The following is an 18,512-nucleotide window of genomic DNA, read 5'->3' on the forward strand; positions in this document are numbered from 1 at the left end:
TTGTGATTTGTTTTGAAGAATGCTGCCATCGTTTGTTCAGGAATGCAATCCTGAATTTTACGCTTTACAGGGATGTAAAAGGGCGGCTCAGGTGATGTCAGGCTTTCTTTATTGACTCCGTTATTTATTATTATGTTGATTTTAATGGGTTAATTTTGGAATTTTATAAATGAGAATTAATTCGTGTACAGATTGAATAATTATTTGCGGCGTGCGTCACATTTAATCAAATATAATCTTGTTGTGATTATTTTTGATTATTAGAGTGATCGTAACAACAAACCCTGGGCGTAATGTACGTTCAGAGCTTTCACCTTCTGGAGCGTGTTATGGAGATTCTCTACAACATCTTTACCGTTTTCTTTAATCAGGTCATGACCAATGCCCCGCTGCTGCTGGGTATCGTGACGTGTCTGGGCTACATCCTGTTGCGTAAAAGCGCCAGCGTTATTGTCAAAGGAACGATTAAAACCATTATCGGTTTTATGTTATTGCAGGCGGGTTCCGGCATTTTGACCAGCACCTTCAAGCCGGTCGTCGCGAAGATGTCTGAGGTTTACGGCATCAACGGGGCGATTTCCGATACCTACGCTTCCATGATGGCAACCATTGAGCGTATGGGCGATGCCTATAGCTGGGTCGGCTATGCGGTACTGTTAGCGCTGGCGCTGAACATCTGTTACGTCCTGCTGCGCCGCATTACCGGTATTCGCACCATCATGCTGACCGGACACATCATGTTTCAGCAGGCGGGGCTGATTGCGGTTTCGTTCTACATCTTCGGTTATTCGATGTGGACTACCATTATCTGCACGGCGGTCCTGGTCTCCCTGTATTGGGGTATCACCTCCAACATGATGTACAAACCGACCCAGGAAGTGACCGACGGTTGCGGCTTCTCGATTGGCCACCAGCAGCAGTTCGCTTCGTGGATTGCCTATAAAGTCGCGCCATATCTGGGGAAAAAAGAAGAGAGCGTTGAGGATCTTAAGCTGCCGGGCTGGCTGAACATCTTCCACGACAATATCGTTTCCACGGCCATTGTAATGACGGTTTTCTTCGGCGCGATCCTGCTCTCCTTCGGCATTGACACGGTGCAGGCGATGGCGGGTAAAACCCACTGGACGGTCTATATCCTGCAAACCGGCTTCTCTTTCGCGGTGGCAATTTTCATCATCACTCAGGGCGTGCGCATGTTTGTCGCCGAGCTCTCTGAGGCCTTCAACGGTATCTCTCAGCATCTGATCCCTGGCGCCGTACTGGCTATCGACTGCGCGGCGATTTATAGCTTCGCGCCGAACGCCGTGGTCTGGGGATTTATGTGGGGCACCATCGGTCAACTGATCGCCGTCGGTATTCTGGTGGGCGTCGGTTCTTCCATTCTGATCATTCCAGGCTTTATCCCGATGTTCTTCTCTAACGCCACCATTGGCGTGTTTGCTAACCATTTTGGCGGCTGGCGCGCGGCGCTCAAGATTTGCCTGGTGATGGGCATGATAGAGATCTTCGGCTGCGTTTGGGCGGTGAAGCTGACGGGCATGAGCGCCTGGATGGGCATGGCGGACTGGTCAATTCTGGCGCCGCCGATGATGCAAGGCTTCGCCTCCGTCGGCATCGCATTTATGGCCGTTATTATTCTGATTTCACTGGCTTATATGTTCTTCGCAGGACGCACGCTGCGTGCTGAAGAAGATGCGGAAAAACAACTGGCAGATGCTTCTGCTCAATAAGGAGTTTTGACTATGACCGTACGTATCCTGGCTGTATGTGGCAACGGGCAAGGCAGTTCCATGATCATGAAAATGAAAGTGGACCAGTTTTTGACCCAGTCAAATATTGATCACACGGTGAATAGCTGCGCGGTGGGTGAATACAAAAGCGAATTAAGCGGAGCAGACATCATCATCGCCTCCACCCATATCGCCGGTGAGATCACCGTCTCCGGCAACAAATATGTGGTTGGCGTACGCAACATGCTATCGCCTGCTGACTTTGGTCCGAAGCTGCTGGAAGTGATCAAAGAACATTTCCCGCAGGACGTGAAGTAAGGACGCACCATGAAATTACGAGATTCGCTGGCGGAAAATAACTCGATCCTCTTACAGGCCGACGCCAGCACCTGGCAGGAAGCGGTAAAACTGAGCGTTGATCTGTTGGTTAAGGCTGACGTGGTCGAGCCTCGTTACTATCAGGCCATTCTTGACGGAGTTGAACAATTTGGCCCGTACTTTGTGATTGCGCCGGGCCTGGCGATGCCGCACGGGCGCCCGGAAGAGGGCGTGAAGAAAACGGGTTTTGCACTGGTGACGCTGAAAACGCCGCTGGTCTTTAACCACGAAGATAACGACCCGGTCGATATCCTGATAACGATGGCGGCGGTCGATGCCAACACTCATCAGGAAGTGGGCATCATGCAGATCGTTAATCTGTTTGAAGATGAAGCCAATTTTGACCGTTTACGCGCCTGCCGCACCGCGCAGGAAGTGCTGGATTTAATTGATAACGCCAACGCGGCGGTTGTTTAAAAGGAACACCAAAATGTCATTACCTATGTTGCAGGTTGCGCTGGATAACCAATCAATGTCTTCTGCGTATGAAACGACGCGCCTGATTGCTGATGAAGTGGACATTATTGAAGTCGGCACCATTCTTTGCGTCGCCGAAGGCGTTCGCGCGGTTCGCGACCTGAAAGCGCTGTATCCGCATAAAATCGTGCTGGCGGATGCCAAAATCGCCGATGCGGGCAAAATTCTCTCCCGTATGTGTTTTGAAGCCAATGCTGACTGGGTGACCGTGATCTGCTGTGCGGATATCAACACTACCAAAGGCGCGCTGGACGTGGCGAAAGAGTTTAACGGCGATGTGCAGATCGAACTGACCGGATACTGGACCTGGGAACAGGCTCAGGAGTGGCGCGACGCGGGTATCGGGCAGGTCGTGTATCACCGCAGTCGCGATGCGCAGGCCGCAGGCGTGGCGTGGGGCGAGGCGGACATCAGCGCCATCAAGCGCCTGTCTGATATGGGCTTTAAGGTTACCGTCACCGGCGGCCTGGCGCTGGAAGATCTGCCGTTGTTCAAAGGCATTCCGATTCACGTCTTTATCGCTGGTCGTAGCATTCGTGATGCCGCTTCGCCGGTTGAAGCCGCGCGTCAGTTTAAACGCTCTATTGCCCAGCTTTGGGGCTAAGGAGCAACTATGCTGTCGAAACAAATTCCGCTCGGCATCTATGAAAAAGCGCTCCCCGCAGGGGAGTGCTGGATGGAGCGGCTGAAGCTTGCGAAAAAGCTGGGTTTTGACTTCGTCGAAATGTCGGTGGATGAAACTGATGCCCGACTGGCGCGTCTCGACTGGAGCCGCGAGCAGCGTCTGGCTCTGATCAACGCGATTGCTGAAACCGGCGTGCGCGTTCCGTCCATGTGCCTGAGCGCACATCGTCGCTTTCCGCTTGGCAGTGAAGACGACGCAGTACGTGCGCAGGGGCTGGAGATTATGCGTAAAGCGATCCAGTTCGCCCAGGACGTCGGCATTCGCGTGATCCAACTGGCCGGTTACGACGTTTACTATCAGGAAGCCAACAACGAGACGCGTCGTCGCTTTCGTGATGGACTGAAAGAGAGCGTTGAGATGGCAAGCCGCGCGCAGGTGACGCTGGCGATGGAAATTATGGACTATCCGCTGATGAACTCCATCAGCAAGGCGCTGGGCTACGCGCACTACCTTAACAATCCATGGTTCCAGCTTTACCCGGATATCGGCAATTTGTCGGCGTGGGATAACGACGTGCAGATGGAGTTGCAGGCGGGAATCGGGCACATCGTTGCCGTACACGTGAAAGACACCAAACCCGGCGTATTCAAGAACGTGCCGTTTGGTGAAGGGGTTGTCGATTTCGAGCGCTGTTTCGAAACCCTCAAGCAGAGCGGCTATTGCGGGCCGTATCTGATTGAGATGTGGAGTGAGACCACTGACGACCCTGCGCTCGAAGTGGCGAAGGCTCGCGATTGGGTGAAGGCGCGCATGGCAAGCGCCGGTCTGGTGGAGGCGGCGTAATGCAAAAGCTCAAACAGCAGGTTTTTGAAGCCAACATGGATCTACCGCGCTACGGGCTGGTGACCTTCACCTGGGGCAACGTCAGCGCTATCGACCGTGAACGCGGACTAGTGGCGATCAAACCCAGCGGCGTTGCTTATGAAACCATGAAGGTAGACGACATGGTGGTGGTGGATATGGACGGTAATATCGTAGAAGGCCAGTACCGTCCCTCTTCTGATACCGCCACCCATCTGGTGCTGTATCGTCGCTATCCGAGTCTTGGCGGCGTGGTGCATACCCACTCTACTCATGCAACGGCCTGGGCGCAGGCGGGGTTAGCCATTCCCGCGCTAGGGACGACCCATGCGGACTACTTCTTTGGCGATATTCCCTGCACCAGGGCATTAAGTGCCCTGGAGGTTGAAGAGGCCTATGAGCTGAACACCGGGCACGTCATCATCGAAACGCTGGGTGAGGCTGAACCTCTGCATACGCCGGGTATCGTGGTCTATCAGCACGGTCCGTTTGCCTGGGGCAAAGATGCGCATGATGCGGTGCATAACGCAGTAGTGATGGAAGAAGTAGCGAGAATGGCGTGGATTGCCCGCGCGATTAACCCGCAACTGAAACACATCGATAGCTGGCTGATGGATAAACACTTTATGCGCAAACATGGGCCAAACGCCTATTACGGGCAAAAGTAAGGTATGTACTCCGGAGCTTTTCATCGTAATGATGAATCAACCGGTCTGGCTCCGGAGCCTTTTTTAGTTTTGTTGATAAGCCGACGGCATACAACGCATGCCAATTAGCGTCAGCACGCAGAGAATCGCTCCGGCGTAAAACGTTGAGGCGGCACCGAAAACCTCCCACAGTATGCCCGCCCCGGCGCTTGCCAGCAGCAGGGCCACGCCGCTCATCAGGTTGAACATTCCGAACGCTGTGCCTCGTAACTCTGCCGGTGCCGTATGCGCTACCATCGCAGCCAGCAGCCCTTGAGTCATTCCCATATGAATGCCCCACAGCGCCACGCCCGCTAACAGCGTGCTCCAGTGACCGCTTAAGGCCAGCACGATATCGGCAGCAATCAGTACCAGCAAGCCCCATTGCAGCATTTTGCTGTGGCTTGCGCGGTCCGATAATTTACCGAATGGATAGGCGGTCAGGCTGTAAACCAGGTTCATCGCGACCATCACCAGCGGGATAGCAAACAGCGGGATTTCCATCTGCTGGGCGCGTAGAACCAGGAACGCTTCACTGAAGCGGGCGAGGGTAAAAGTGGAGCCAATAGCCACAACCCACCAGTAGGCCGCAGACAGTTTTTGTAAATTCTCGCGGCGCAAAGGGTTAGTTCGTTTCTGGGTGACCGGCGTTTTTGGCTCTTTTAACCCAAAGCCCAACAGGACAATAGAGAGGACGGCGGGAATGACCGCGACCCAGAAAATAGACTGGAAATCATTATCCCAGAGGAACATCAGCGCGACCGCAAGCAGCGGCCCCAGGAACGCGCCAATGGTATCCAGCGCCTGGCGCAAACCATAGGCGGCACCACGGATTTCCGGCGGTGTGACGTCGGCGACCAGCGCATCCCTGGGCGCGCCGCGTATTCCTTTGCCGATGCGGTCGAGCATCCGCGCGCTAAATACCATCCCGGAAGTGGGCGCAATTGCGAAGAGCGGCTTGCTCAACGCGCCCAGGCCATAGCCAAGCAGCGCCAGCCCCTTGCGCTTGCCCACATAATCACTAATTACCCCGGAAAAGACTTTTAGCATCAATGCGGTGGCTTCTGCGACGCCTTCGATAATGCCGATAATAATGACGCTGGCACCCAGCGTAGTCGCCATAAACAGGGGGAGAAGGCTATGGATCATCTCTGATGAAACATCCATCAGCAGGCTGACGCCGCCAAGAACCCAAACCCCTTTTGGGATACGACTTAACGTCGCAAAGCGCGGGACCATGAATCACTCCGGATAATCATGCCGTTAAACGCTGATTAAATCAGGTTATGGTGACTCTGATAAGTCCGGAAACGAAATAATGCGCAATCGCATTAAGACTTCGCCCCGCAATGGAGGCGAAGTCAAAAAGACGGGGAGTTAGTGGTAAATAGCTGCACTGGCATGAATCAGGCCATTGCTTCCCGGTTCATGGAGCAGGATCGGCTGAAAATATTTCGCTCCCTCGGCATCGCTCTGCTGGCTAAGCGCCCGATCGGCTTCTTGCTCAGTGGTCATATTGTGGTTGATATAGATAACGCCAAGGCTCTGCACATCGTCCATGTTGCGTGCCTGACGCCCATCGATTTTGATGGCTGCCAGCGCGTTGGCGCTCAGCAAAAGCGCAGCCATTATGGTAATGAGGATATATTTCATACTCTACGCTCCTTACTGACAGTCCTGACGTTAACCCGGCTCCTTTAGGTTATGGATTGCTGCTGATCTAAGTGTAATTGCTGTCTGCCGGGCGTATCGCGACCATTTCTGATGCAGTTGTTCAAAAAATTGTCGCATCCGTTATTGATGAATTTTAAATCACTGGTTTAGCGTGACTTTGCGCTTAGTGCGAATTATCTACGCAATTCACTTGTCTTAAACCGCTTGCGCACGTATTATGACGCGTCAATTTTTCAGCCGCCCTTTAATCACGTTCCTTGCCTCCATGGGCCGCGGCTGACCCAGACAGGAGGCTGAATAATCCGTAAGGAGCAATTCGATGCGTCATTACGAAATCGTTTTTATGGTCCATCCTGACCAGAGCGAACAGGTTCCGGGTATGATCGAACGTTACACTGGTGCAATTACTGCAGCAGAAGGTACGATCCACCGTCTGGAAGACTGGGGCCGCCGTCAGCTGGCTTATCCGATCAACAAACTGCACAAAGCTCACTACGTTCTGCTGAACGTTGAAGCCCCGCAGGAAGCGATCGATGAGCTGGAAACTAACTTCCGCTTCAACGACGCCGTTATCCGCAGCATGGTAATGCGTACTAAGCACGCAGTTACCGAAGCATCTCCGATGGTTAAAGCGAAAGACGAGCGCCGTGAGCGTCGCGAAGATTTCGCAAACGAAACCGCAGATGATTCCGAAGCTGGGGATTCTGAAGAGTAATCCTGATGACCAATCGTCTGGAACTGTCCGGCATAATCTGCAGGACTCCACTTCGTAAGGTCAGCCCGTCAGGAATTCCACACTGCCAGTTCGTGCTTGAGCATCGTTCAGTGCAGGAGGAAGCCGGTTTTCACCGGCAGGCATGGTGCCAAATGCCCGTTATTATTAGCGGACACCAAAACCAGGCCATTACTCACAGTATAACGGTCGGTAGCGCAGTAATCGTTCGAGGGTTCATTTCTTGCCACAAGGCAAAGAACGGCTTGAGCAAAATGGTTCTGCATGCCGAGCAGATTGAATTGATAGATTCTGGAGACTAGCCATATGGCACGTTATTTCCGTCGTCGCAAGTTCTGCCGTTTCACCGCGGAAGGCGTTGTTGAGATCGATTACAAAGACATCGCAACGTTGAAAAACTACATTACCGAAAGCGGTAAAATTGTCCCGAGCCGTATCACCGGTACTCGTGCAAAATACCAGCGCCAGCTGGCTCGCTGCATCAAGCGCGCTCGCTACTTGTCCCTGCTGCCGTATACCGATCGTCATCAGTAATCGGCCGCTGTCTATTAACGACTTTAAGAGGATAAGGTAATGCAAGTTATTCTGCTTGATAAAGTAGCAAACCTGGGTAGCCTGGGTGATCAGGTTAACGTCAAAGCGGGCTATGCTCGTAACTTCCTGGTACCACAGGGTAAAGCTGTTCCTGCTACCAAGAAAAACGTTGAATTCTTCGAAGCACGCCGTGCTGAACTGGAAGCCAAACTGGCTGACGTTCTGAACGCTGCTAACGCACGTGCTGAAGCAATCAACGCACTGGGCACCGTTACCATCGCGTCTAAATCTGGCGACGAAGGTAAACTGTTCGGTTCCATCGGTACCCGCGACATCGCTGATGCTGTAACTGCAGCTGGCGTTGCCGTAGCTAAGAGCGAAGTTCGCCTGCCGAACGGCGTTCTGCGCACCACCGGTGAGCACGAAGTGGACTTCCAGGTTCACAGCGAAGTCTTCGCTAAACTGGTTGTTAACGTTGTAGCTGAGTAATTTTTTACTCAACTCGCGTCGAGACGCCGGCCTTGTGCCGGCGTTTTGCTTTTCTACCTTTGCCCAATCTTTTCCCTGTATGGTAGCTATTCTTAGCAACTTTCTGGATAATAAAATAAAACACTATTTTATTTCTGGTGAAGTGAATGGATGCACCCTCAATTTTTTCCCGTAAGAATGTAGCTTATGCCTGTGCAACCCTCTGCTGCTTGTTGTGGGGAAGCGCTTACCCTGCGATCAAGAGCGGTTATGAACTGTTTCAGATCGCCACTGATGATATCGCGTCAAAGATAGTTTTTGCTGGCTACCGTTTTTTATTTGCCGGCATGCTCTTGCTGCTCTTCGCCCTGCTACAGCATAAACCTATCAGTCGCCTGAAGGGCCGCCAGTATGGACAGCTGGTGGTGCTGGGGCTGACGCAAACCTCCATCCAGTATATTTTTTTCTATATTGGATTAGCGTTTACCACCGGCGTCAAAGGGTCGATTATGAACGCCACTGGGACCTTCTTCAGCGTCCTGCTGGCGCATTTTATCTACCAAAATGACAAGCTAAGCTATAACAAAACGCTCGGCTGTATTCTTGGTTTTACTGGCGTGTTGCTGGTGAACTTTAACCACTCGCTAAGCGACTTTAGTTTTATCTGGCTGGGTGATGGCTTTGTGGTGCTGGCGGCTTTTGTTCTGTCGGCGGCGACGCTCTACGGTAAACGCATTTCGCAGACAGTAGACCCAACGGTGATGACCGGCTGGCAGTTGTCTTTTGGTGGTATTGCCCTGCTAGTTGGCGGCTATTTGAGCGGAGGAACGCTCGCCGTACATGGCACTGCATCCGTGTTGATTCTGGGCTATCTGACGCTCCTCTCTTCAGTCGCTTTTGCGCTATGGAGCATCTTACTCAAGCATAATCGCGTGGGCATGATCGCGCCGTTTAACTTTCTGATCCCCGTTTCCGGCACGGTCCTGTCGGCTATTTTCCTTGGCGAAAATATTTGGGACTGGAAATACGTTGTTGCGTTGGTTCTGGTGTGTACCGGGATCTGGTGGGTGAATAAGGCGAGTAAAAGCCAGGCACGGTAAGATAAACAGGCACTATAAACAAGGTTATAGTGCCTGGCCCTCATTAAGAAGCGTTAGTTGGTCGCCAACTGCATCTCTTCAGTTGTTACCGTTGGTTCTTTAATTAATACCCATAGCGCGATTGCGCCGATAATATCAAAGAACGCCAGAGCAACGAAGAAAGGGGCGAAGCCAATGATGCTGACGAAAGCGCCGATGAACAGGTTAAACAGCAATTGTCCTGACCATGCGCATGCGCCGGCCATTCCCACAACGGTAGCGACCTCGTCTTTTTTAAATAAATCTGCGCCCAATGTTGCCGCCACCGTGGACAGCAACTGGTGAGAAAAGGCACCAATACTGATGAGAACCACCGCGATGTAGGGGTTGTCAACAATACTGACTAACCCAATTGTCATCATAATGATGGCGGCGATAGTGAATGTAATACGACGAGAGTTGATCAGGCTGATACCTCTGTCATTAAAGAATTTCGCTACAAAACCGCTTGCCAGACAACCCAAATCACCTAAAAGAAATGGCAGCCAGACGAACATCGCTATCTCTTTTAAGCTGAAATGCAGGGTTTCAACGAAGAATATCGGTACCCAGAAATTAATGGTCCCCCACGCCGGGTCTGCCAGGAAACGCGCAATGCCAATTCCCCAGAAATTACGTTGCTTAAGAATTGAGATAACTGAAGCTCTCTCCTTTTTTTCCGAGCTAAGATGTTTTTCTTGCCCGGATTCAATATAGTCGCGTTCTTCCTGAGATAATCCTTTGGCGTCTTTTGGATCTTTATAGAAAATGAACCAGAAGATGGCGGCAAATAAAGCCATGGCTCCTGAGACAATAAAGGCAAATTGCCAGCTGTGGAACATGATGCACCAGGCGATAAGCGGCGGTGCGAGCATTGCCCCCAGAGATGTCCCCATGTTGAAGACGCCAGTGGCAATACCGCGTTCTTTTGCCGGAAACCATGTGGAAGCCGTTTTGACGCCTGCGGGAATTGCCGAGGCTTCGCTAAATCCCATGATGCTACGCATAAATGCCAGACCTTGCCATGTCCCGGTCAGAGCATGTCCCATCGTTGCCAGACCCCAGATAGCGGCGCAGATGGCAAAACTAATTTTTAATCCTACGGTATCAATAAAGAATCCCATAATGGGTTGGCCAAGCGTATAAGCGAGTTGGAAAGCGCTGACAACCCAGGAATATTGCTCTTTGGTAATCTCTGTTGTTTCCATTATTGTGGGAGCGGCAATGCCTAATGCCGTACGGTCTAAATAATTTATCACGGTAATAAAGCATACGAGTGCAATCATATGCCATCTATAATTTTTAATTTTCTTCATGGGCAGACCTTTATAATAGATATATATTTTGATTCCCTGGTGTTGATTCACTCACCAGGGAAAGTCAGGCATGTCACAGAGCTGTTTTTATGTATTGGCCGTAGGGCGCGGTGGTGTGTTAAATATCTACTTTGAACTTTCGCTTAAATAGATTTTACCGCAAAGAAAGTCTGGCCAGTTTTTTTCAAAATAATTATTCTTAATATCGCAAAGGCTCCTTAGTTTTTTGTCAGCAATAATCCATTTGTTTTGATGATATTTGATCGTGATTTTACACTCTTTATCATGGCTCTTTTCGGGGCGGAAGCGCCAGGCTTCTACCGCGCCCTGGCGAGCGACTGGCAGGCATTCTCCGTTGGCATCCAGAATCATTCTTGCGCCCCGGCTTCCCCCGCCAGCCGTGACATAATGGTCCAATGCGGTGAGAACCGCTGCCGACGTCACCGTTAGCTGCCGCCACATAAACAGTTCTGCAATTTCAGCCGGGTGGTTGATGGTCAGCCCATGCTGCCGGACAAACTCCAGCAGGAGCTGCGCATCGCGGCTGGCATGGCCAATATCTTCAGCACGGCAAATAAAACCGGCTGAATCGGACATCCGCGCCTGAATTTGCTTTTTGACCATCAGTAACGACATTCCGGATTGATTCTCCAGCGCCTGGCCGATGACCTCTCTGACCGTCGCCATCGCCGTTGCAGCCAGCGCGTGCAGATCGTCCGGATGATCATGCCTGCCCGCTTGCGCAATATAACGTGCCAGCCGCACGGCAAAGACCTGTCCGGCGTTGAGCGCCGCGCCGCCGGGGCGGGTGACGCCATGGGTTCCGGCGACTTCACCTACTGCAAAGCAGCCGGGCAGGGACGTTTGCCCCCAGATGTCGACCTCAATACCACCATTCATATGCTGGTTGTTCATGGCGAACTGCAATGGCTCTTGCGCCAGGTCGTGACCGTGCATTTTATACAGGGCGATCGATAGCGGGTTCATTTGTCGCAAGCGTTCAATCGGCAGCGCCGCCAGCGCGTCGTTGTTCTCCAGATAAGTCCGCACGTCGTCGTCAAGCCGTTCCAGCGAGAAGGGGAGATCGCCCGGCACCGCTTCAGGATTGCGGTTAAAGTCCATATAGACTTTGCGGTCCAACTGCTGCTCATGCGCCACCGTCATATCTAACAGGCTGGAGCCAAAGTCCATCACCCTGGCCGCATGGAACGGCCATTGATACCCTTTACGGAAGATATTGGACGCCAGCTCCTGGGTGGTGCGGTAGTAGTCGGCGAGGAAATTATGCTCGTTGCCGTCGCTATCAACCGAATAGATATAGGGGATCACCTGCACGTAGGTGCCGGATAAATTCCACGGAAAGAGGCTGCGCGGCGTACCGATACCAAACTGGCTTTCCGTCAGGTTGGCCAGCGTCATTCCCTCCTCCAGCGCCAGCCCCAGTGAACCGAAGCACTTATGGGGGTAGACGCTGTCGCGATACAACTCTCCAGGGCCGCCGGTGGCCAGCACCACGTTAGGTGCGACGACCAGCGCCAGTCCCCACGGATTATGGGCGCGGGAGCCGGTCGCCATAATCGCCCCGACAACGCGTTCGCTACCTGAGTCATCGCGCTGGCGCAGCAGCTTGATAATGGTCGCGCTGCTCAGTAGCGGGATATTGAGACGCTGGACTTCTTCCAGCAGAACCTTCACCATCAGACGCGAAGTTCTTGGGCCGCAGGAGGTGGCGCGCCCGGCTTCGTCGTGGTCGGTTTGATAGCGCAGAATCGCGCCATAACGGTCTTCCGGCAGCTCCAGCCCAAGGAATTGCAACCCGCCCAGCGTGTGCAGCGAACCTACCGCTTCCACATAAGCGGTGTCGTGATCCATGGCGCCGCCGCTGGCCAGCGCGTCGGCCAGTTTAAGAAAATTATCACCATTGCCTGCGGTGGCGGCGGTGAACAACGTCTGCTTATCCGAACCGGAACAGGCGGAGGTTCCCATATATAATCCGGCGGTTGCCAACAGCACGTTTTGCTGGCGGCGTTTCAGCTCAACGGCAGCGCGTAGCCCCGCAGCGCCGCTACCGACCACCAGCGCATCGGCTTTCCATACCGGGTAGTTGACGTTATCAAGCGTCAGAACGGAATTCGGTTCTGCCTGAGTGAATCCCTTAGGAAAAGAGACATGCGTCAGGGCGTCAAGGATGGCATCATTAATCTGGCTCATGCTTCCTCCATCGCGCTAAACAGCGCGCTGTCCATCAGGCGCGGCTGGTTGATCAATGGGCGGAAAGCCATATACGGCAGAATGTCGCGCTCAATATCGACGCCAGGGGCTACCTCGATTAACTCAACGCCCGCCTCCGTTAACTGAAACACCGCGCGTTCCGTGATATACAGCACTTCCTGTCCGCTCTGGCGGGCGTAGCTGGCGCTGAAAGTGATCTTTTCCACCGCGGTAACCAGCTTCGGGATCTGCCCTGGTTGCTCGATTTGCAGGCCGTCTGGCGTGACGTTAACCTTGCTGCCTTTGGCGTCAAAGGTGCCGCAGAACACCACCTTGCGGGCGTTCTGCGCGATTTCCAGAAAGCCGCCGGGGCCAATCAGATTGCCGTTGAGATGCGACACGTTGACGTTGCCCTGCTGGTCCATCTCACCCATGCCGAGGAAAGTGATATCGATCCCGCCACCGCTGTAAAACTCAAACTGGTCCAGCGAAGGAATAATGGCATCGGCGTTGCGCGCGCAGCCAAAAAATGCGTCGTCCAGCATCATGCCGTTATGCACGCCTTGCTCCACGCTGAGCCACAAGCTCTGATAAGGCACACCTTCGCGCAGGGCGATGCCGGGAATGCCGCCGGGAATCCCAAAGCCGAAGTTGGTGGATGCACCAGCCACCAGCTCGCGGGCGGCGCGGCGGGCAATCAGGCGACGAACCGGATGGCTGACCAGCTCTATTGCATCACTGGAACAAAGGCGGCGATGCTGGCCGCTGATCGTCAGATCGTAGCCGCCGAGGTAGGTCTGCGGCTGTTCGCGATACTCCACGATACCATCGACCAGAATCCCCGGCAGAGTGACGCTACGCGGGGCAATTGCGCCCGACTCCAGCACGTCGCGTACCTGAGCGAACACCTTGCCGCTGCTATTGTGCGCTGCCAGCGCCATCGAGTAGCTATCCATATTGATCGCTTCCTCTTCAAGACTGACGTTGCCGCGCGGATCGGCGTAGGTGCCGCGTACAATGGCGTAATCCACCTTAAACGGGCGGTAGCGTAGTTTCGTTTCGCCATCGATCTCAATCAGTTCGACCAGATCGTCAGTGGTGCAGGCGTTGGACTTTCCGCCACCATGGCGCGGATCGACAAACGATCCCAGCCCAACGTGGGTGATAAGTCCCGGCCGACCAGCGCCGATTTCCCGCAGTAGCGCCTGAATCACGCCGCCGGGAAAGCAGTAAGCTTCAATCTCTTCGTTTTTCACCAGCGCCTGCATTTTGGGCGACCAGGTGAAATGCCCGGCGATAATCCGCTTGAGCATCCCGGCGTGGGCGAAGCGGTTGGTGCCTTTGTGGTCGCGATCGCCAATGCCCAGCGAATGGATAAGCGTCAGGTTGCGCGGGTGCCCGGTTTCCAGAAAGCGTTTTTCAATCGCTGCCAGTATATAGTCAGCTTCGACCATGCCGCCGCCGTTGCCGCTAATGGCAATGGTGGCACCGTCTTTAATCTGCGCGGCGACAGCGTCTGCGGTAGTGACTTTATTCATCATCCTTTCCTTATTGATTCTGGAAACTCACCTGGCTTTTATTGGCAAAAGCCTGCGTCGCCTGCTGGCAGTCCTGGGTGGCGGACATTAATCCAGCCAGTAGTTGGTGCGAGTAGTCGGCATGTTTATTTTCCAGTGCCAGAATGAGCTGCTTAATATGCGCCAGGGCGACCGGGCCGCATTTCTCTACTGCACTAAGCTGATTCGCAAGCCAGCTCTCCGCTGCCTCTTTTTCCACGACTTCATTAATCAGCCCTGCGGATTGCGCCTCCTGGGCATTAAGACGTTGACCCAGCATCAGCATCTGGCGGCCCACCACCGGACCGACCTGATTCAGCACCCGCTCGATGCCCAGCCAGCCGGGGACCATGCCGAGCATCACTTCCGGGGTAGAGAATTTTGCCGTCGGTCGGGCAATGCGAACATCGCAACTCAGCGCCAGTTCGATGCCGCCGCCGATGGTGTGACCGTTAATATTCGCCACGGTAAGCTGCGGTAAATTGCGCAGGCGGGAAAAAACCTCGTTGCCGCGCTTAATCCATTTTCGGCCCATATCCAGCGGTGAATAAGCGGACCAGGATTTAATATCACCGCCTGCGCAGAAAAATTTATCCCCGGTGGCGGTTAATTCCACCAGGCGCAGCGAGGTGTCATTTTCAATTTCGTTTAAATAGCGATCGAGTAATTCGATCATCTCTTCATTAATAGCGTGACATTTATCTTCACGGTTCAGCGTCAGGCGACAGGAAGCCGCCGCTCTGCTAAACAGAACGGGTTGTTCATTCATGATTCATCCTTAGCAATAATGCGCGATGCGGTCGACGCTAATATCCAGCGTGCTGTTGATATCCTTTTGCCACCAGTTGTGTGGTGAGAAAATTTCTAATTCCACCGCGCCGTTAAAACCGGCGTTTTCCACCAGCCGACGAATCGACGGGATATTAATCACACCATCGCCCGGCATACCCCGGTCATTGACCAGATCGGTGGTTGGCACCAGCCAGTCTGAGACGTGAAAGGCCAGAATGCGTTTTCCCGCTCGCAGGATCTGATTTGCGAGATCCGGATCCCACCAGACGTGGTAAACATCCACCGCCACGCCCAGCCCGTATTCGCCGTCGGGATCGAGTTCATCGCACCAGTCCAGCGCCTGGCGCAGGGTGCACAGGCAGGAGCGGTCGGCGGCGGTCATCGGGTGCAGCGGCTCCAGGGCGATAGGCACGCCGACTTCCCTTGAATGCGGCAATAACTGGCGAATGCCGTACTTCACCTGCTCCCGCGCCTCGTATAAATCTTTGCTCCCCTGCGGTAGTCCGCCCACCACCTGCATATAGCAGGCGGCATTCAGGGTTGCGGCATCGTCCAGAGCACGGCGGTTGTCATCAATGGCGATCTTACGTTCTGACAGCGTCGGCGCGGTGTAGTACGTGCTGCGGCAGTATCCGGACACCGCCATATTGTTCGCCTTCAGCTGCTGGGCGATGTTTGCTAAATTTTCGCCCGCAAGCTCTCTTCGCCACGGCGCAATCGCGCCAATACCGCGCTCGGCGCAGGCATCAATGATGGCGGGCAGCGGCATTTTGTAGCCGAGCGTCGCGGTATTGATGCTAAACAGGTCGGGGCGTTGCAACAAATCTCTCATTCTTCGACCTCAGAAACGCGGCATGCTCAGGCCGCCATCAATCGCAACAGCCTGCCCACAGGTGTAGATCAGCTTGCCTTCCGCCATGGCACGGACGGTTGAAGCGATATCTGCCGGGAAGCCCCAGCGGCCCCACGGCACCAGCCCTTTGGCGATCAGATCGTCGTAGTAGGCGGTGGCGGGAACGGTCATTTCGGTTTTAATCAGCCCGGGACGGACTTCATAAACGCCAATTTGCTCGTTGCACAGGCGGGCTGCGAACAGGCGAGCGGCGGCAGAGACGGCGGTTTTGGCCATCGTGTATTCGCCGCGATTCATTGCCAGCATGATGGCGTTGATTGAGCTGACGAAAATAATCGAGCGATGCGGGAGTTCGTTTTCCGGCTTCGGCTGCGCCAGCAGGCGCTTGCTGAACGACTGCGCGAGGAAGAAGGGGGCGCGGGTGTTGACGGCAATATTTTCGTCAAAGCTGTCCGGCTGCATGTCGAGAATATCGCCGCGCTTTTTGACCGAGATCCCGGCGTTGTTCAACAGGCAATCCAGCCGACCCCATTGATTTTGCGCGGCGTCGAGCATCTCTTCGTGCAGCGACAGGTCGGCAATATCTGCCGGGAAGCAGATAACCTCTGCGCCTTCGGCGATGCATTCCTGCTGGGTGGCTTTCAGCTTTTCAATGCTTTCAGCATCCGGACGATCGTTGATTAAAAGATTGAATCCGGCACGAGCCAGCTCAAGCGCGCAGCCTTTGCCAATACCGCGAGCGGCTCCGGTGATGATGGCGACGGATTTATTCGATGTCATTTGTAACCTCACAATGAAGAAGGGCATCCCCTGGTGGTATCAAAATGCCTTCGGAACATTAAAAGATCAACCATCTAGTTGGTTGGTTTGTGAGTTCGATCACTGGGTTCTTAATAACATACTGAATTGTATTGTTTTTATGCTTTTTACTGGAGCTGGTGCAAAATAACGTTATGATAAGTACCGCGTGGGGCGAATGGGGAACCGGAATGTATCTTGATACCAGCAATGCACAAAGCCTGAAAGAAAAACTGCTTTTAAGCGCAGTCAATGAATTTGCCGAATATGGTTATGAAGGCGCCAGGGTTGATAATATTGTTAAAGCGGCAGAGTGCAGTAAACAAACCGTTTACCACCACTTCGGTAATAAAGAAAATTTATTTATCGAAGTCCTGGAATATATCTGGAACGATATTCGCCAGAAAGAGAAAAATCTTGATGTATCAGGGCTTTCCCCTAATAAAGCCATCGAGAAGATTATCGATTTTACGTGGGATTATTACATCGACAATCCCTGGTTTCTCAAAATCGTTCATAGTGAAAACCAGAGCAAAGGTGTTCATTATGCAAAATCAACGCGTCTGCCGGAAATTAACCACTCGCACCTGCAACTAATGGCTTCGCTGCTTGACGAAGGGAAGCGACAAAATATCTTCAAAGCCGATATCGACCCGCTGCAGGTCAATATTAGTATTGCCGCCCTTGGGGGGTATTACTTAATTAACCAGCATACTTTAGGGCTGGTTTACCACATCAGTATGGTCTCGCCGCAGGCTCTGGAAGTCAGGCGTCGGGTCATCAAAGAAACCATTCTGAGCTGGCTTCTTGTGACGCCTGGTTCTCTTAGCGGACGCGAATAAAGCTGCCGTTCGACTGGCGGGTAAACAACACCTGCTGGCCGCCGCCGGTATCGATAGTCAGCCCGGTCACCACGCCGCTGGCGTTCTGGCGAATCTGCACTGTCTGCCCGGTTTGCAGTGTACTGAGCGGTTTACCCGGGCCTTCCACCTGCGCCATGGCGTAAACATCGGTTGGCGGCAGGTTGTGGTCGCGGAATAGCTGCGCGAGAGTTTTACCTGATTCAATGCGATAGGTCCGCCACTGCTGCTCTATACCGGGGGTTGATTGTGGCTCCTGGTACGGTTGAGATGCAGTCTGCTGTGGTGCCTGGTCCGGTTGTTCATCCTGAATGGGCTCCGGCGCGACCGGTGCCATCTGGTCGGCGTCGTTGACCGGCGGCGTGTTGGTGATAGGCGGCAGCGGGACGGCCTGATTGCCTGAAGATTGCGGCTGCGACTGAGATTGCAGGTCGAGATTTGCTTCACGGCTAGCCTGCGCCGGGCTGCTGTTATCTTCAGACGGGAGCAGAATACCGATAATCACCAGCAGGGCACCGGCAATGATGCCCCGGCGATGCATGGGTGGTAATGGATCCATGATGCGAATACGATCCGGGGCGTGCCAGATCTTCGCCAGGGTAGATGTCAGTTCAAAGCGCCCGGGCATGGCTTTCCTCCTGCTCCGCATATTTTTATCCTGCTCTCTAGAGTATAGATGGCTAACTTCCTGAAGGACGAGACAAAGATATGTTTCGTGAGGTTAACCTTACTTCTCTATTGTTTCTGTTTCCCTTAGATTTGTCATCATCCAGGCGACAAAGTTTTACCCGTCGTGCTGTGGCTGCTATGCTTCCCACCGGCTTTTTCCGCTTCTGCCGCGA

General features: G+C 53.4%; 21 protein-coding genes. 12 read left to right on the top strand and 9 right to left on the bottom strand.

The genetic code is table 11. The features are described from left to right. The first annotated feature begins 329 nt into the window (after positions 1-329). The 6 genes from ulaA to HV127_RS09945 are packed head-to-tail and all read left to right on the top strand — an operon-like array spanning position 330 to position 4,739. Positions 330-1,730: a PTS ascorbate transporter subunit IIC gene (ulaA, locus tag HV127_RS09920; protein WP_182235736.1), complete on the top strand. Its 1,401-nt coding sequence runs from the start codon at positions 330-332 to the stop codon at positions 1,728-1,730. Positions 1,731-1,742: 12 nt separating this feature from the next. After that, on the top strand, positions 1,743-2,048 hold the full coding sequence (gene ulaB / locus HV127_RS09925) for a PTS ascorbate transporter subunit IIB (RefSeq protein ID WP_045439008.1): 306 nt from the start codon (positions 1,743-1,745) through the stop codon (positions 2,046-2,048). A 9-nt stretch (positions 2,049-2,057) separates the two neighbouring features. Beyond that, positions 2,058-2,525 carry a PTS ascorbate transporter subunit IIA gene (gene ulaC, locus HV127_RS09930; RefSeq protein ID WP_182235737.1) on the top strand — a complete coding sequence of 156 codons (468 nt, stop codon included), beginning with the start codon at positions 2,058-2,060 and terminating at the stop codon, positions 2,523-2,525. Between the two features lie 13 nt (positions 2,526-2,538). After that, a complete protein-coding gene (gene ulaD / locus HV127_RS09935; RefSeq protein WP_110274456.1) occupies positions 2,539-3,189 on the top strand; it encodes a 3-keto-L-gulonate-6-phosphate decarboxylase UlaD in 651 nt (216 codons plus the stop codon). Positions 3,190-3,198: 9 nt separating this feature from the next. After that, positions 3,199-4,053, top strand: coding sequence for an L-ribulose-5-phosphate 3-epimerase UlaE (gene ulaE, locus HV127_RS09940; protein WP_182235738.1), 855 nt, complete (start codon positions 3,199-3,201; stop codon positions 4,051-4,053). Beyond that, the gene (locus HV127_RS09945) at positions 4,053-4,739 is read left to right on the top strand and encodes an L-ribulose-5-phosphate 4-epimerase (RefSeq protein WP_182235739.1); all 687 of its coding nucleotides are present in this window, start codon (positions 4,053-4,055) and stop codon (positions 4,737-4,739) included. The genes ulaE and HV127_RS09945 overlap by 1 nt, the downstream gene beginning before the upstream one ends. A 63-nt stretch (positions 4,740-4,802) precedes the next feature. Here HV127_RS09945 and HV127_RS09950 read toward each other — a convergent pair whose 3' ends face one another. Together HV127_RS09950 and HV127_RS09955 are read right to left on the bottom strand one after the other, a co-directional pair. Next, positions 4,803-5,996, bottom strand: a complete 1,194-nt coding sequence (locus HV127_RS09950) for an MFS transporter (protein WP_182235740.1) — start codon at positions 5,994-5,996, stop codon at positions 4,803-4,805. Between the two features lie 138 nt (positions 5,997-6,134). Next, the gene (locus HV127_RS09955) at positions 6,135-6,410 is read right to left on the bottom strand and encodes a DUF1471 domain-containing protein (RefSeq protein WP_182235741.1); all 276 of its coding nucleotides are present in this window, start codon (positions 6,408-6,410) and stop codon (positions 6,135-6,137) included. A gap of 340 nt (positions 6,411-6,750) precedes the next feature. Here HV127_RS09955 and rpsF point away from each other — a divergent pair, with 340 nt between their 5' ends. The 5 genes from rpsF (at position 6,751) to HV127_RS09980 (ending at position 9,266) form a co-directional block, all read left to right on the top strand. After that, on the top strand, positions 6,751-7,146 hold the full coding sequence (gene rpsF, locus HV127_RS09960) for a 30S ribosomal protein S6 (RefSeq protein WP_004098001.1): 396 nt from the start codon (positions 6,751-6,753) through the stop codon (positions 7,144-7,146). A 5-nt stretch (positions 7,147-7,151) separates the two neighbouring features. Further along, complete coding sequence (gene priB, locus HV127_RS09965) at positions 7,152-7,466, top strand: primosomal replication protein N (protein WP_086530325.1); 315 nt, start codon at positions 7,152-7,154, stop codon at positions 7,464-7,466. 4 nt (positions 7,467-7,470) lie between these two features. After that, a complete protein-coding gene (rpsR, locus tag HV127_RS09970; protein WP_002210155.1) occupies positions 7,471-7,698 on the top strand; it encodes a 30S ribosomal protein S18 in 228 nt (75 codons plus the stop codon). 39 nt (positions 7,699-7,737) lie between these two features. Continuing rightward, a complete protein-coding gene (gene rplI, locus HV127_RS09975) occupies positions 7,738-8,187 on the top strand; it encodes a 50S ribosomal protein L9 (RefSeq protein WP_110274450.1) in 450 nt (149 codons plus the stop codon). A gap of 146 nt (positions 8,188-8,333) precedes the next feature. Beyond that, positions 8,334-9,266 carry a DMT family transporter gene (locus HV127_RS09980; RefSeq protein WP_182235742.1) on the top strand — a complete coding sequence of 311 codons (933 nt, stop codon included), beginning with the start codon at positions 8,334-8,336 and terminating at the stop codon, positions 9,264-9,266. 53 nt (positions 9,267-9,319) lie between these two features. Here HV127_RS09980 and HV127_RS09985 read toward each other — a convergent pair whose 3' ends face one another. From HV127_RS09985 to HV127_RS10010, 6 genes are all read right to left on the bottom strand, one after another. Next, positions 9,320-10,600, bottom strand: coding sequence for an MFS transporter (locus HV127_RS09985; RefSeq protein ID WP_182235743.1), 1,281 nt, complete (start codon positions 10,598-10,600; stop codon positions 9,320-9,322). Positions 10,601-10,726: 126 nt separating this feature from the next. Further along, on the bottom strand, positions 10,727-12,811 hold the full coding sequence (locus HV127_RS09990; RefSeq protein ID WP_182235744.1) for an FAD-binding protein: 2,085 nt from the start codon (positions 12,809-12,811) through the stop codon (positions 10,727-10,729). Continuing rightward, positions 12,808-14,349 carry a CoA-transferase gene (locus HV127_RS09995; RefSeq protein WP_182240611.1) on the bottom strand — a complete coding sequence of 514 codons (1,542 nt, stop codon included), beginning with the start codon at positions 14,347-14,349 and terminating at the stop codon, positions 12,808-12,810. Before HV127_RS09995 ends, HV127_RS09990 begins: the two co-directional genes overlap by 4 nt. 10 nt (positions 14,350-14,359) lie before the next feature. Next, positions 14,360-15,136 carry an enoyl-CoA hydratase/isomerase family protein gene (locus HV127_RS10000; RefSeq protein WP_182235745.1) on the bottom strand — a complete coding sequence of 259 codons (777 nt, stop codon included), beginning with the start codon at positions 15,134-15,136 and terminating at the stop codon, positions 14,360-14,362. 9 nt (positions 15,137-15,145) lie between these two features. Further along, entirely contained in the window at positions 15,146-15,991 is an 846-nt protein-coding gene (locus HV127_RS10005) for a sugar phosphate isomerase/epimerase family protein (protein ID WP_182235746.1), read from the bottom strand. A gap of 9 nt (positions 15,992-16,000) precedes the next feature. Further along, positions 16,001-16,792 (bottom strand): 3-ketoacyl-ACP reductase, encoded by a 792-nt coding sequence (locus tag HV127_RS10010; protein WP_182235747.1) that lies wholly within the window; start codon positions 16,790-16,792, stop codon positions 16,001-16,003. Between the two features lie 209 nt (positions 16,793-17,001). On the opposite strand from HV127_RS10010, the gene HV127_RS10015 reads away from it, so the two are divergent. After that, positions 17,002-17,652, top strand: a complete 651-nt coding sequence (locus tag HV127_RS10015) for a TetR/AcrR family transcriptional regulator (protein WP_181486507.1) — start codon at positions 17,002-17,004, stop codon at positions 17,650-17,652. Here the strand turns inward: HV127_RS10015 and HV127_RS10020 are convergent. Continuing rightward, entirely contained in the window at positions 17,636-18,298 is a 663-nt protein-coding gene (locus tag HV127_RS10020; RefSeq protein WP_182235748.1) for a LysM-like peptidoglycan-binding domain-containing protein, read from the bottom strand. The genes HV127_RS10015 and HV127_RS10020 overlap by 17 nt on opposite strands. Between the last annotated feature and the right edge of the window lie 214 nt (positions 18,299-18,512).

It is taken from the genome of Klebsiella sp. RHBSTW-00215, from assembly GCF_014103785.1.
Lineage (GTDB): Bacteria > Pseudomonadota > Gammaproteobacteria > Enterobacterales > Enterobacteriaceae > Klebsiella.